Origin of the sequence: Roseibium algicola (assembly GCF_001999245.1) — a bacterium.
Lineage (GTDB): Bacteria > Pseudomonadota > Alphaproteobacteria > Rhizobiales > Stappiaceae > Roseibium > Roseibium algicola.
The window spans coordinates 2,756,492-2,770,015 of sequence record NZ_CP019630.1; the positions used below are offsets into that span (position 1 = coordinate 2,756,492).

The window sequence follows — 13,524 nt, forward strand, 5'->3', positions numbered from 1 at the left end:
CAGTCTTAAGGATTGGCACTGACCTGTGGCCGGTAGATGATGAAACTGCCACTAACCGTGGTCGAGGTCCTGACACCGGCGTCATCGGTCGTCGTTGCCGTGCGAATTCCGAAACCGTTGCGCTTGACGGTCTGGTCGTCGGTGACGTTGCTTTCCAGAAAGGTCGCCCTGTTGCCGTTGACGCTTTCCAGGATCGCGGTGTGCCGCGGTTCACCGCGGGACATCGTCTGTTCCTCCCAGCTGCCGTCGAGCTGGGTTACACGAACCGTGACTTCGAAGCGGGTGAACTGGAAGACGTCACCCGGCCGGGCGTCCGACAGGTTGTTGATCACCCGTCCCCAGACATAGGTGGAGGCCGGCTTGTTGAAGCCGACGTGCCGGAAAGCGTTGTCGACCAGCGTCCAGCACTGGCCATCGCCTTCCACCCGGCCAAGTCTCTCGGTGGCGAAATTGATCAGGCGTTGCGCCTGTTGAGCGTTTACGTCGGGCATGATCGTTATCCTTCATAACTGCCCCATGGACGCAATATTAGGTCGGCATGACTGCCAACTCTGTAACCCGCATCACGATTCCGTTGGCAATGAGGGCAACCGAACGCGCCTTGCCGCGTTTTTTGAAAAGTGTCTCACAGGCAGAGACGGCGGCCAACCGCATAGGTTTCCGCGGTCTTGTCTGGTATGACGAAGTTTGGGCTCACGGAGATAATCAGGACATGCGCTGGAAAGGCCGCCGCGGCAGCAGCAACGTTGAAGACAGGCGTTCGATGGGCGGGAGACCACGCATGCGCGTCGGTGGCCGCCAGGTGAGAGGTGGTGGCCTCGGATTGACGGGCCTCCTGATAATCGTCGGCATTGCCTGGTTGACCGGTATCAACCCGCTGACACTTCTCGGCCAGCTGGATGGCGGGGGCGGTTACGATACGCAGTCCTATCAGACGCAGGCCCCTCGCAGTGCGGCCGACCAGGAAACCGCGCAATTTGTCTCCGTCGTTCTGGCCGACACGGAAAACACCTGGGGCCAGATCTTCGAAAACGGTGGTGCGACGTACCCGGAGCCGACTTTGGTGCTGTTTTCAGGGTCGGTATCATCAGCCTGCGGATATGCCAGTGCGGCCACCGGCCCATTCTACTGCGGAGCCGACAGCAAGCTTTACATCGACCTGTCCTTCTATCAGGAACTGGCAAACCAGCTGAATGCGCCGGGTGATTTCGCACAGGCCTATGTGCTGGCGCATGAAGTCGGTCACCACATCCAGAACGTGCTTGGCGTGCTGCCGGAATTCCAAAAGGCCCGGCGTACGCTCAGCAAGGCGGAAGGCAACGCTCTATCTGTACGTGTCGAGTTGCAGGCCGATTGTTATGCCGGCATCTGGGCTCATTATGCCGCCCGGCAGAAAGGGTTTGTCGAAGAAGGCGATATCGACGAGGCACTGAACGCGGCCAGCCGGATCGGCGACGATACGTTGCAGCGCCAGGCTCAGGGCTATGTCGTGCCGGAAAGCTTCAACCACGGCACTTCTGCGCAGCGGGCAAGCTGGTTCAAGAAGGGTTTCCAGTCCGGCGACCTCAATGCCTGCGACACGTTCAGCGCGGCGAGCCTGTAAGGGCACCAACACATCGCGTCATGCCATGGCACGTCCATGGCACGTACATGGCATCGATGCCGCTTGATCGGTTCTTTTCCCTACGCTTCCGGCTTTGAACGGCCACGGATGGATTGCAGGGGCATGCCCTGCAATGACGACCAAGTGATAACGGGCTGGCGCGTTTACGCATATCTGCGATGACTGCCTGCCCCACTGGTAATTTGCGGTGTTTTCCGCCATATAGGGGCAAATGTCCGCAAGATGGCGGACGCTTTTCCTTGAAGCTTTGAAGAAGTGCGACCGGTATGGCGTCTGAAACCAGACCCTTTTTGAAGATGAACGGCCTTGGCAATGATTTCGTGGTCTGGGATGCGCGTGAAAAACCGCTGCGCCTGACACCCGAAGCCATTACCGCATTGGGCGACCGCGAGACGGGCATTGGTTTCGACCAGATGATCACCGTTGAACGGTCCTCGCTGGGTGTCGATGCCTTCATGCGCATTCACAACCGCGATGGCAGTGAAGTGTCCGCCTGCGGCAACGCCACGCGCTGCATCGGCCGTCTGCTGATGGAAGAAGCCGGCAAGGAGCTTGTTACCATCGAGACCGGTGCCGGGCTGCTGCACGCGTTCGATGCCGACGGCCCGCGCAGCGTGACTGTCGACATGGGCGTACCGCGGCTTGCCTGGAACGAAATCCCGCTTGCGGAAGAGTTTGCCGACACCCGTGCGATCGAACTTCAGATCGGACCTATCGATGACCCGATCCTGCACACGCCGGCCGTCGTCAACATGGGCAATCCGCACGCGATCTTCTGGGTCGACGACGTGGAAGCCTATGAGCTTGAGCAGGTGGGTCCCTTGCTGGAACACCATCCGATCTTTCCGGAATACGCCAACATTTCGCTGGCCCATGTGTTTGATACCGACCAGATCCGGGTAAAGGTTTGGGAACGCGGCGTCGGTCTGACGCTGGCCTGTGGAACGGCTGCCTGTGCGGTTGGGGTTGCCGCCGCGCGTGATGGCCGGACCAGTCGCAAGACCACAATCCATCTGCCGGGCGGTCCCATCGGGATCGAATGGCGCGAGAGCGACAACCACGTGCTGATGACCGGTCTGACGGAAGTGGAATTCGAAGGCGAGGTCGATCTCGATACCCTGGCCTGGCGCAAGACCGCCACGGGCGACGCCCCGCTGGCGGCTGGAGCCGCGTCATGAGCATCGATGTCGTGACCTTCGGCTGCCGGCTCAATGCATATGAGTCGGAAGTGATGAAGCGCGAGGCGGAGGCTGCCGGCCTCAAGGACGCCATCCTCATCAACACCTGTGCCGTTACCGGCGAGGCGGTTCGTCAGGCCCGCCAGGCCGTGCGCAAGGCCAAGCGCGACAACCCGAACGCCAGGGTGATCGTCACCGGCTGCGCCGCGCAGACGGAAAGCGAGACCTTCTCCTCCATGGAGGAAGTGGATCTGGTGCTCGGCAACACGGAAAAGCTTGAGCGCAAGTCCTATCAGGACGTTGCCGCCTTCGGCGTTTCCGAAACCGAGAAAGTGCGCGTCAACGACATCATGAGTGTCGAGGAGACCGCAGGCCATCTGATCGACGGGCTGACGGGGCGTGCGCGTGCATTCGTGCAGGTCCAGAACGGTTGCGATCACCGCTGCACCTTCTGCATCATTCCCTATGGCCGGGGCAATTCCCGCTCCGTGCCGATGGGCGTGGTCATCGACCAGATCAAGCGCCTCGTCGACAATGGCTATAACGAGATCGTGCTGACCGGTGTCGACATCACCTCCTATGGCGCGGACCTTCCGGGGACCCCCAAGCTGGGCACGCTGTCGGCGAAGATCCTGAAAATGGTTCCGGACCTGAAGCGCCTGCGGCTGTCTTCCATCGATTCCATCGAGGCGGACGACGACCTGATGCGGGTGATCGCCGAAGACGAACGGCTGATGCCGCATCTGCACCTGTCGCTCCAGGCCGGTGACGACATGATCCTGAAACGGATGAAGCGGCGCCACCTGAGGGCCGACACGATCCGCTTCTGCGAAGAGGTTCGCCGCCTGCGGCCGGACATGGTTTTCGGTGCGGACATCATCGCCGGCTTCCCGACGGAAACCGAGGACATGTTCCAGAATTCGCTCCGGATCGTCGACGAATGCGGCCTGACGCATCTGCACGTCTTTCCGTTCTCGCCGCGCAAGGGTACGCCGGCAGCGCGCATGCCGCAGCTGCCGCGCAATGTCGTGAAGGAACGCGGCGCGCGCCTCAGGGCCAAGGGCGAGGAAGCGCTGGTCAGGCATCTTCAGGCCGAGGTCGGCAAGACCCGCCCCGTGCTGATCGAGAAGGAAGGCCTTGGCCGGACTGAACAATTCACGCAGGTCGAGTTGGGCAGCGGCAATGCCGGTGAGATTGTCGAAACCAGAATTATCGGACATACCGGCCGCCATCTTCTGGGCGAAGCCCTTTCCAGGGCTGCCTGAGGAAAGGTTCAGGGTTCGGGTGGTGACGAGCTGGCCTGTGGTGTGTGTCAGATTGGATTGAAGCCGGACAAACAGCCTCATCCTGAGGAAGCGCGCAGCGCTGTCTCGAAGGATGGGCCGCTTGCTCCGTGTATGCTGCCCATCCTTCGAGACGGTCCTGTCGGACCTCCTCAGGATGAGGCGGAATGTGTGGCCACTTCAGTTGCGACAGTTTAAGAACGCAGTAACGGGCAGATTTTTTAAGGCAGGTTCATGAGCGAGAAAAAGCGCGGCTTTCTTGGACGTCTCTTCGGCGGCAAAAGCAAACCGGAAGACGAGGCTGCTCCGGCCGCAGAGGATGCGGCACAGAAAGCAACATCCGCAGAACCGCAGGAAGATGACCCGGGACTCGACGTCGAGATGGACGTTCGGCCTGTCGCGGCAATGAACGAGCCGTTCCAGCCGATCGCAATGGATGTCAGCCCTGGTATCGTTCCAGAACTTTCGCCAATGAAGCCGGCGGTGGAGCCGGAAGACATTCTGCCAACCGACACGGGACCCGACGTCGAGCCCGAGCAGGCAGAAACACCGGAACCTGAAGCGCCCCGGCCGGAAGAGCCCGAAAGCCAAGAGCCCGCAACACCAGAACCTGCAACACAGGCGCCAGAAACACAGGCGCCAGAAACACAGGCGCCAGAAACACAGGCGCCAGAAACACAGGCGCCAGAAACACAGGCGCCAGAAACCCAGGCACCAGAACCGCAGGCACCAGAAATACATACGCCTGAAACGGCCAGCGCACCGGAACCGGTTGTCGAGCCGGCCCCCGCAGAAGCGCCCGTTGCCGCGCCAGTGCCCGCCGCACCGGTTGAATCTGTTGCCGAAGAGCCGAAACTGTCCTGGTTCCAGCGATTGAAGAACGGCCTGTCCCGGTCTTCCGCATCGCTCACCGAAGGCATCAGCTCGATCTTCACCAAGCGCAAGCTGGACGCCTCCATGCTGGAGGAGCTGGAGGATATCCTGATCCAGGCAGACCTTGGTGTCGACACGGCGATGGCGATTACCGACCGTCTGTCCGACGGGCGCTACAACAAGGAAATTTCGCCGGAGGAAGTCCGGGCGATCCTGTCCGAAGAGGTTGAGAAGGTGCTGGTTCCCGTCGCCAAGCCACTCGATCTCGAGACCGGCAAGAAGCCGCATGTGGTGCTGATGGTCGGGGTCAACGGTACGGGCAAGACCACCACCATCGGCAAGCTGTCACAGAAGCTGCGTTCCGAAGGCAAGACCGTCATGCTGGCGGCCGGCGATACCTTCCGTGCGGCCGCAGTGGAACAGCTGAAGATCTGGGGTGAGCGCACCGGGGCTGAAGTGATTGCGCGCGATACCGGCGCGGATGCCGCCGGCCTTGCCTATGATGCGATGAAGGAAGCGCAGGCGAAGGGCGTCGATGTGCTTCTGGTTGATACCGCCGGCCGGCTTCAGAACAAGGCCGAGCTGATGGATGAGCTGGAGAAGGTCATCCGCGTGATCAAGAAGCACGACCCGGAAGCTCCGCACACGGTCCTGCTGACGCTCGATGCGACGACAGGCCAGAATGCGCTCAACCAGGTCGAGATCTTCGGCAAGGTTGCCGGCGTGACCGGACTGGTGATGACGAAGCTCGACGGAACCGCTCGGGGCGGGATACTGGTCGCGATTGCCGCCAAGCACGCAATGCCGGTGCATTTCATCGGTGTTGGGGAAGGTGTGGCCGATCTCGAGCCCTTCTCGGCCAAGGATTTTGCCAGCGCGATTGCAGGCATGGCTTAACGCGAGCGTCCCGCAAGGCGCTGGACCCGTTCGTTTGGGCGCCTTGCGACATTTGCAAAGCAGCGCCGGGGAACCTCGCAGCCCGACGTGCGTTTAGTTAGCGTCGAAGTCTGGCGCGCGCGGAATCCCTTCTACTGACGGCAGCCGGGCACAAGCGCGGAAAGGCCGTCATGATTTCCAGATTGTTGCACTCGTTTGTTGTTGCTCTGCTGCTGTTTCTGCCCGGCGCACTGCCTGCATCTTCACAATCGGAAAGCCCCGCCGGAGCTATCACCGCCATGCCCGGTGCCGGCGACGATCAGGCCATCGAGCAGCGTATCAACGGCATCTATGACCAGCTCGACGGGCTTTCCGGAATTTCGGTCGTCGTAAGATCAGGTGTGGTCAACCTGAACGGAACCGTGACCGAGGCGAGCCTTGCCACAAAGGCCGAAGAGCTTGCCGGCCGTGTCGACGGCGTCGTCGCAGTACAGAACAATCTCACCGAGGAAACCGCGCTGGAGGAACGTCTCGTTCCGGTTTACGAGCGCCTGCAGGCGCGCCTGTCCCAAGGGGTGAACTATCTGCCGCTTGCCCTGGTTGCCCTGCTCGTCTGGATGCTGGCCAGTGCGGCCGGACTGCTGATCGCGCGGTTTGAATGGCCCTGGAACAGGCTCACGCCCAATGCCTTCATTGCAGATCTTGTCAGGCAGCTGATCAGGATCCTGTTCTTCACGATCGGGATCGTGCTTGCGCTTGATGTGCTGGGCGCCACTGCCGTCATCGGCACCTTGCTCGGAGCAGCCGGCATTGTGGGTCTGGCGGTCGGCTTTGCTGTCCGGGACACTGTCGAAAACTACATTGCCAGTATCATGCTCAGCATCCGGCAGCCGTTCAACCCGAAGGACTTCGTCCGGATTGAAGGCTACGAGGGCTTTGTCATCAGTCTCACGTCGCGTGCAACGATCCTGATGGAAAAGGACGGGAACCATATCCGCATCCCAAACGCCATCGTCTTCAAGAGCACCCTCGTCAACTTTTCCACCAATCCACGGCGCCGCTTCGTCTTCGAATTGGGCGTCGATGCGGAAAGCAACCTCGACAAGGCGCTGGACGTTGGCCTGATGACGCTTCGCCGCCAGGAATTCATTCTTCAGGACCCTTCTCCCGATGCCTGGATCGAAGCGTTGGGAGATTCCAACGTTGTTCTGAGTTTTGTGGGCTGGATTGACCAGACGCGGACCGATTTCCAGAAGGCGCGTTCCGAGGCGATGCGCCTCGTCAAGCTGGCGCTTGAATCAAACGGCTTCTCCCTGCCGGAGCCCATCTACCGGTTGAGGTTCGATGATGCGCCTGCGCTGGAGAGCCTCCTGCCGGACAGGCACCAGGGAGATCAGGAACGCGGGAAGATCGCCCGTAAAGAGGCGGCGTTTCCGCAATCGGCAGAAATGCCGAACGATACGGAAGCCGACCGGGATCTTGAAAAGCAGGTTGAACTGGAACGTAAAGCCGCCCAGTCGGACGACCTTCTCGATGAGCATGCGCCGAAGGAATTTGGGGCTAAATCAGCAAGGTAATCCTGACAGACAGGCGATTAATGAAGCAAATCCTGAGCAGCGTGTCAGGAAAGGCTGACCCTGCGCCACCGGGATTCGACAAAGGAGTAGATGGCAAAAACCATCAGGCCAACCGCCAACGCGAACAGCATGACCTGCCCATAAGGCAAACCCTGAATGTATTTCAGAGCATCCAGCGTGCTCGGCAGATCGCCGCCGGAGGTTGAGGCGCCCTCGATGCCAAGCCAGATCATTGCCGACAGAAGGGCGAACACGATCCCGCGTGCACCGAGGCCAAGAACCGACACGACGTGAACAATCCGCATCGGGGCTTCGTTTTCATCGAAGTGCTTGCTGTATCTGCCTGAACAGGCCTTCCACCAATGCGCAACCGCTATTCCCAGAAAGACGAGGGACAAGCCAGTCACGAATACCCGCTGGCCAAGAGCTTGCGAGAGAGCGTTCATCAGGCCCGGCAGCAGTTTGCCATCATCCGTGCCCGTAATTCCGAGCAGGCCAATGGCGTAGAGTGCGAGCGCGCTATAGGTGGCGGCGCTTGCCAGAAGGGCCAGGCGCACGACGATCCCCTGCAGGTCCCGTCCATGGTTGTCCGCGTCCAGAATGGCCTGAACCAGCCGCCAGACGACAAAACCGAACAGGCCTGTCACAAGGACAGCCACCAGAACAGAGCCGAAGGGTTGGGACAAGAGAGTGACAAGGGCACCTTTGGTGCCCTTGCTGCTGCCTGCGCCGATGGACGCGAGCATGGCAAAGAAGGATATGATGCCATAGACGATGCCGCGCGAAAGATATCCGGCACGTGCGGCAGCTTGTAACCAGTGCGAGTACTTCATTCCCCTGGTCTTTCCGCCATCCCGGCATTTTCACAATCGGTAAAGCGCTGTGCGCCGGCTCCGCCAGAACGATTGGCGGGCCGACCAGCGGGCGGCGCCAGAGGGCGTGGTTGCCAAACCTGCAATATTCGGGAGGTTACCCCGGCTCAGCCGAGGCCGAGAAACGACAGGATGGCAACAACCACGACGACAAGTCCGACGAGATAGATAATGTTGTGCATGTTCAATTCCTTGCCAGAAACGGAAAAGGGCCGAACGCTGGGTGAACGGCAGGGGGCGGCCGTTCGTGGCGGGGGCTTGCGTCCGGCCCAAACTGTTGGAGATCGTCTGCCGGGGGCGCGGCAGAGTTACCGGGGCTAGGTTAGACCAGTCCGATGAAGGACAGGATCGCGCCGACAACGACGACGAGACCGACCAGATAGATGATACCGTTCATGCCTCTCTCCTTTCGTTGGAGAGAGAACTCGTCAAACAGGAATTGGTTCCAAGGAATCGAACAGGGAGCGAAAAATCAGCTTCCCGGTTGCCAGTCTTCCGGCGCCATGACGAAGCCTTCGAACTGAAATCCGGGAGCAACCGTGCAGCCGACCAGGGTCCATGCACCGAGTGAGCGGGCCTGCTGCCAGCCGTCACGGGGAACGATGCCTTGCGGGCGCTCGCCGGCCAGAAGGTCGTTGCCCAGGGTAAGCACCTGCCGGGTGGTGCCGTCGGTGCTGATGGAAAGTTCCAGCGGGCTGCCGGCGTACCAGTGCCAGGTCTCGACCGCGTCAACCTTGTGCCAGCGGGAGAGAACGCCTTCGGGAAGCAGGAAATAGATCAGGGTAGATGCGGCCCGGCCGCCATCATCGGTGACGCTGTCGCGGAAGGTTTCGGCATAAAAGCCACCTTCCGGGTGCGGCTGCATGTCGAGAAGGTCGACGATCTTTTCGGCGGTCAGGCTGGCAGTAGAAGTCATGAAAAGTCCCGGCTGGATCAACTGGATTTCCGGGACGGGATCGCTCAGGAGGATTTCGACCCGGTGCAGAAAGCCAGATCATCAATGGTTTCGCGCAGGGCTGCAACCACTTCCTCGTAAAGGAGCTGCATGTCCAGCCTGTGTCCGCCGCCCAGATGACCCGGTATCGGTTCGGCCTGGCCGACGATGCGGCTGACCACGTCCCGTGCGCGCTGCTCCGCGGAGCGTGTCAAGTGGTCTTCGGAACTCGCAGGTGTCATGGTGTGTGCCCCTTCATGATCACGATGGCGTGCATATGGGGGCAACCAGCCGTTGTTTTAAGCCTTCCGGCCAAGAAAAACCGGAAGGCGGTGCAAGAATTCTGCTGCGGGACCTATAGGTATGATCAAGCGTTGTCCTTGCGCATGCGGATCTCGGAAAAGACTTCGGCAGCACTTTTGCCTTCCATGCCGAGTGCAGCGGCGACAGAAGCTTCACCTGCACGCAGGAACGGGTTCGTTGCTTTCTCTTTCGCCATGGTCGTCGGCAGTGTCGCGGCGCCTTTCTCGCGCAGCGCGGCAACTTCGTCTGCCCGCGCCTTCAGATCGGCGTTGTCCGGGTCGATTGTCAGGGCGAAGCGTGCGTTGGCCTGCGTGTATTCATGGCCGCAGTAGATGGTGGTGTCATCGGGCAGCTGGCGCATCAGTTTGGCAAGCGACGACCACATCATGTCCCTGTCACCCTCAAACACACGGCCGCACCCGAGCGAAAACAGAGTGTCGCCGGTGTGGGCCACCTTGATGGAGGCGATGTACCAGGAGATCTGATCCAGCGTGTGGCCCGGGGTCGAGATCGCCTTGATCTCGTAAGGTCCGCACCGGACGTCGTCGCCGTCTTCCACGGTGCGGTCGAACTCGGCAATCTTCAGGCGTGAACGCTCGGGACCGATGACGGTCGCGCCAGTTTTCCGCTTGAGTGTGCCGAGACCCTGGACATGGTCCCAATGGTGATGGGTGATCAGAATATGCGTCAACGACCAGCCGGTCTGCTCCAGCGCCTTTTCGTAGGCATCGGCGTCTGGTACGTCGACGGCAATGGTCGTTCCGCTGTCGGTGTCGTGAATCAGCACGCCGAAATTGTCGTCGAGACAGGTAAACTGGTGAATTTCGGTGGTGTCGCTCAAGGCCATGAAACGGCTCCCTGCTGAGATCTGTCGGTTGAGATGCAGACTGGCAAAGTCAGGCGCCAAGGGCAAGGCAAGAGATCTTGCGCTCTCCCGCCGTTCCATGTTCAATCGCCGCGACCCTTCTTGACCGAGCAAGGCTGAATGTATCTCGACGTCGTTCATTTGCGCGCTTTTTACGATTTGCCACTCGGCAGGCTGCTTCGCAGCCTGATCGGCGCGCCTATCCGCAAGATGTGGCCGGACCTTACCGGCCAGGCTCTGCTCGGTATCGGTTACGCGGGCCCGTTCATGCGGCCCTACCTCGACACGGTTGACCGGGCGATTGCCGCCATGCCCGCCCCTCAGGGCGCGGTTCACTGGCCGCGTGAGCGGGAAAGCGCCTGTGCGCTGGTGGAAGACCAGGACCTGCCGTTTCCCGATGCCTATTTCGACCGGGTGATGCTGGTACACGCTCTCGACCATTGTTCGGACCCTGCGGCGGTTCTCAGGGAGGCCTGGCGGGTGCTGGTGCCGGGCGGGCGACTGATCGCCGTCGTGCCGAACCGGCGCGGCCTGTGGGCACAGTCGGAACTTTCCCCCTTCGGCTATGGCCGGCCTTATTCGGGCAGCCAGCTCAAGGATCTGCTGAAGAGCTGCCAGTTCAACGTGACCGAGGACAAGGAAGCCCTCTTCATGCCGCCTTCGCGCGCCCGCACCATCCTGCGTGCGGCCCGCACCTGGGAAGGCATCGGCCGCCGCATCTGGCCCGCCTTTGGCGGTGTTCTGATCATGGAAGCGGAAAAGGTCGTGTTCCAGAGCCTGCCCGTGGACGGCAAGAAAAGCCGCTTCCGCGTGCTGCGGCCTGTCTTCATTCCCGAGGGCGTCGCGACAGGGCTGAAGCCTGTCAGGTCCGTGCATCGGCGGGTGAAGACGGGCGACTTCTAACAGCCTCTGAGCCGTCATTCCGGACTAGCGCTGCGAAGGCTGCGCGACGATCCGGAATCCAGCGCGCCAGTGTGAGCGCAGCGAACGCAATATGGTTTTATCGGTGCGCTAATAGAGCAAAATACGCGGCATTATGGAATAAACTCACCAACTATGATGATGTTTATCATTTTTTGATGTGATTAACATCGCTATTTTGTGGGGTCGTCAAAAGTTAACCATTTCTTTACACTCTACTTTGCAATCCCAGGTATGCTACGATATTAACTTAGATTCGTAGTTGCCGGACTTTTTAATGCCAAGAGTAAGCTGCCTTTATCTAGATGATTCTGGAACAAGAAATCCTAATCACGCGCCCTCCGATGGGCAATTCCGGGATTGGTTCGCCCTAGGTGGCGTATTGATTAATGAGGAAGATGAAGACGATATTCGCCGTGCTCATGAAACTTTTTGCCGGAGCTGGGGTATTACCTACCCATTGCACTCCGTAAAGATCCGTTGCCGCTCAGATGAGTTTAGTTGGCTCAACACGCTAACACCTGAAGAGTATCAGAGGTTCATGATTGAGTTGAGCGACTTTCTAACTTCTGCGCCAGTCATGGGGCATGCGTGCGTCATAGATCGACCTGGCTACGACGGTCGATACCGAGAAAGATATGGTCGGCAGCAATGGATGCTCTGCAAGACGGCTTTTTCTGTTCTGTGTGAGCGCTCGGCGAAGCTAGCTCGCAGAGATGACAGAAAGCTGCGAGTATATCCTGAAGAAGGGGACAAATCGGCAGATAACGCAGTGCGTCGATATTATCGCGAGTTACGCGAAACCGGGATGCCATTTGCCGGACCTGATTCGACAAAGTATGCCGCGCTTTCAGCGGAGGAACTCAACGAAACGCTTTACGATCTGAAATTTAAGAGAAAATCATCTCCACTGGCTCAGTTGGCAGACCTGTATTTATATCCCCAAGCAAGGGGCGGTTACGAACCAGACTATCGTCCATACCAAATTTTATTTGATGCACAGAAAATTATTGATTCTGCAATTTCTAAGGAAGAAATCCCCCATTTAGGGGTGAAATATAGCTGCTTTGACAACTAGTCGGTGAATTCTCCAAACAAAAAAACCGGAGTTTCCTCCGGTTTTTTGCAGCCCTCGTAACGAAGACCTCCTAGGCTAGGCCTGTGAATAAACATAAACCTGCTAGCGAAAATGTCAAGAGTCTCAGTGCTTTAGTGCTTTATACCGCTAACTCATTGTAAATAAATTGAATTTGAGTCTCATGGATTTTGGGTACAAATTTTATTTATGGACCTCTGGTTCAGACTTAAGTCTGAAAGTCAAGCTACGTTTCCAAACTTACGGAATTAGCCCCTATCAAATCCATGGGCATTATGAAAAAAGCTGCGGTGAAACTGCCGCGGCTTATCTTGTTCGCTATATTGCGCTCGGAATCCTTCATACCTATTGCGGTCAATTTGCACGCAAGGTCAGCGCGATATGTAAAAGTCATATTTGGTGAGTTTGCTCCATAATAGCGGAAATATGTCTGCGTTCGGCTTCGCCTTCCTTGTCCGGAATGACGGCCGAAGGTTATTGAACCAGCTTACCGCTTCAGCAGGAACACGGCCTGTTCGGCAACGATGTTCCACACCCACCACGGGGCATTGACCGGGATCTTGTTGCCTCTGCCGCTGAGGGCGATGGCCTTTTCGACATTTGCATCAAGTTCCCGGCAAAGCTCGACGAAATCGCGCAGGGAGCAGAAATGGATGTTCGGCGTGTCGTACCATTCGTAAGGCAGGTACTTGGTCACCGGCATGCGGCCGCGGAACAGGAGCTGGGCCCGGTTGCGCCAGTGGGCGAAGTTCGGGATCGAGATCACGACCTGATTGCCGATGCGCAGGAGCTCGCTGACGACCTTTTTCGGTTCGCGGGTCGCCTGCAGGGTCTGGCTCAGGATGACGACGTCGAACGCCCCGTCCGGATAGTCGGACAGGTCCTGGTCGGCATCGCCCTGGATCACCGACAGGCCACGGGCTACGCAGCGGTTGACGCCTTCCTGGGACAGTTCGATGCCGCGTCCGTCCACCTGGCGTTCACGCACCAGAAGGTCGAGCAGCTCCCCGTCGGCGGACCCGATGTCCAGCACGCGGGCATTGTGCGGTACCAGTGAGGCGACAACCTTGTGGTCGCCGCGCACGTCTCCGCTCTTGGTCTGTCTTGGAGCCAGGTTCACGG

At 59.2% G+C, this 13,524-nt stretch carries 14 protein-coding genes; 7 read left to right on the plus strand and 7 right to left on the minus strand.

Annotated features, from left to right (window positions below; all coding sequences use genetic code 11):
* Window positions 1-5: 5 nt before the first annotated feature.
* On the minus strand, window positions 6-491 hold the full coding sequence (locus B0E33_RS12850; RefSeq protein WP_077291412.1) for a hypothetical protein: 486 nt from the start codon (window positions 489-491) through the stop codon (window positions 6-8).
* 221 nt (window positions 492-712) lie between these two features.
* Here B0E33_RS12850 and ypfJ point away from each other — a divergent pair, with 221 nt between their 5' ends.
* From ypfJ to B0E33_RS12875, 5 genes are all read left to right on the plus strand, one after another.
* On the plus strand, window positions 713-1,603 hold the full coding sequence (gene ypfJ / locus B0E33_RS12855) for a KPN_02809 family neutral zinc metallopeptidase (RefSeq protein WP_077291413.1): 891 nt from the start codon (window positions 713-715) through the stop codon (window positions 1,601-1,603).
* 287 nt (window positions 1,604-1,890) lie between these two features.
* Window positions 1,891-2,802 (plus strand): diaminopimelate epimerase, encoded by a 912-nt coding sequence (gene dapF / locus B0E33_RS12860; RefSeq protein ID WP_077291414.1) that lies wholly within the window; start codon window positions 1,891-1,893, stop codon window positions 2,800-2,802.
* On the plus strand, window positions 2,799-4,067 hold the full coding sequence (gene mtaB / locus B0E33_RS12865; protein ID WP_023002577.1) for a tRNA (N(6)-L-threonylcarbamoyladenosine(37)-C(2))-methylthiotransferase MtaB: 1,269 nt from the start codon (window positions 2,799-2,801) through the stop codon (window positions 4,065-4,067). Before dapF ends, mtaB begins: the two co-directional genes overlap by 4 nt.
* Window positions 4,068-4,517: 450 nt before the next feature.
* On the plus strand, window positions 4,518-5,855 hold the full coding sequence (ftsY, locus tag B0E33_RS12870; RefSeq protein ID WP_439126691.1) for a signal recognition particle-docking protein FtsY: 1,338 nt from the start codon (window positions 4,518-4,520) through the stop codon (window positions 5,853-5,855).
* A gap of 170 nt (window positions 5,856-6,025) precedes the next feature.
* Entirely contained in the window at window positions 6,026-7,411 is a 1,386-nt protein-coding gene (locus B0E33_RS12875) for a mechanosensitive ion channel family protein (RefSeq protein WP_228148093.1), read from the plus strand.
* 44 nt (window positions 7,412-7,455) lie between these two features.
* On the opposite strand, the gene B0E33_RS12880 is transcribed toward B0E33_RS12875, so the two are convergent.
* From B0E33_RS12880 to gloB, 4 genes are all read right to left on the minus strand, one after another.
* Window positions 7,456-8,244 carry a DUF1206 domain-containing protein gene (locus B0E33_RS12880; protein ID WP_077291417.1) on the minus strand — a complete coding sequence of 263 codons (789 nt, stop codon included), beginning with the start codon at window positions 8,242-8,244 and terminating at the stop codon, window positions 7,456-7,458.
* 511 nt (window positions 8,245-8,755) lie between these two features.
* On the minus strand, window positions 8,756-9,199 hold the full coding sequence (locus B0E33_RS12885) for a cupin domain-containing protein (protein ID WP_077293277.1): 444 nt from the start codon (window positions 9,197-9,199) through the stop codon (window positions 8,756-8,758).
* Window positions 9,200-9,243: 44 nt separating this feature from the next.
* Window positions 9,244-9,459 (minus strand): hypothetical protein, encoded by a 216-nt coding sequence (locus B0E33_RS12890; protein WP_023002583.1) that lies wholly within the window; start codon window positions 9,457-9,459, stop codon window positions 9,244-9,246.
* 125 nt (window positions 9,460-9,584) lie between these two features.
* The gene (gene gloB / locus B0E33_RS12895; protein ID WP_062486192.1) at window positions 9,585-10,367 is read right to left on the minus strand and encodes a hydroxyacylglutathione hydrolase; all 783 of its coding nucleotides are present in this window, start codon (window positions 10,365-10,367) and stop codon (window positions 9,585-9,587) included.
* 138 nt (window positions 10,368-10,505) lie between these two features.
* Here gloB and B0E33_RS12900 point away from each other — a divergent pair, with 138 nt between their 5' ends.
* Together B0E33_RS12900 and B0E33_RS12905 are read left to right on the plus strand one after the other, a co-directional pair.
* Window positions 10,506-11,288, plus strand: a complete 783-nt coding sequence (locus B0E33_RS12900) for a class I SAM-dependent methyltransferase (protein WP_077291418.1) — start codon at window positions 10,506-10,508, stop codon at window positions 11,286-11,288.
* 295 nt (window positions 11,289-11,583) lie between these two features.
* On the plus strand, window positions 11,584-12,384 hold the full coding sequence (locus tag B0E33_RS12905) for a DUF3800 domain-containing protein (RefSeq protein WP_077291419.1): 801 nt from the start codon (window positions 11,584-11,586) through the stop codon (window positions 12,382-12,384).
* A 244-nt stretch (window positions 12,385-12,628) separates the two neighbouring features.
* Here the strand turns inward: B0E33_RS12905 and B0E33_RS31390 are convergent, their stop codons facing one another.
* Both B0E33_RS31390 and metW read right to left on the minus strand, forming a co-directional pair.
* The gene (locus tag B0E33_RS31390; protein ID WP_228148094.1) at window positions 12,629-12,796 is read right to left on the minus strand and encodes a DUF6471 domain-containing protein; all 168 of its coding nucleotides are present in this window, start codon (window positions 12,794-12,796) and stop codon (window positions 12,629-12,631) included.
* Between the two features lie 93 nt (window positions 12,797-12,889).
* The gene (metW, locus tag B0E33_RS12910) at window positions 12,890-13,522 is read right to left on the minus strand and encodes a methionine biosynthesis protein MetW (RefSeq protein WP_023002586.1); all 633 of its coding nucleotides are present in this window, start codon (window positions 13,520-13,522) and stop codon (window positions 12,890-12,892) included.
* Between the last annotated feature and the right edge of the window lie 2 nt (window positions 13,523-13,524).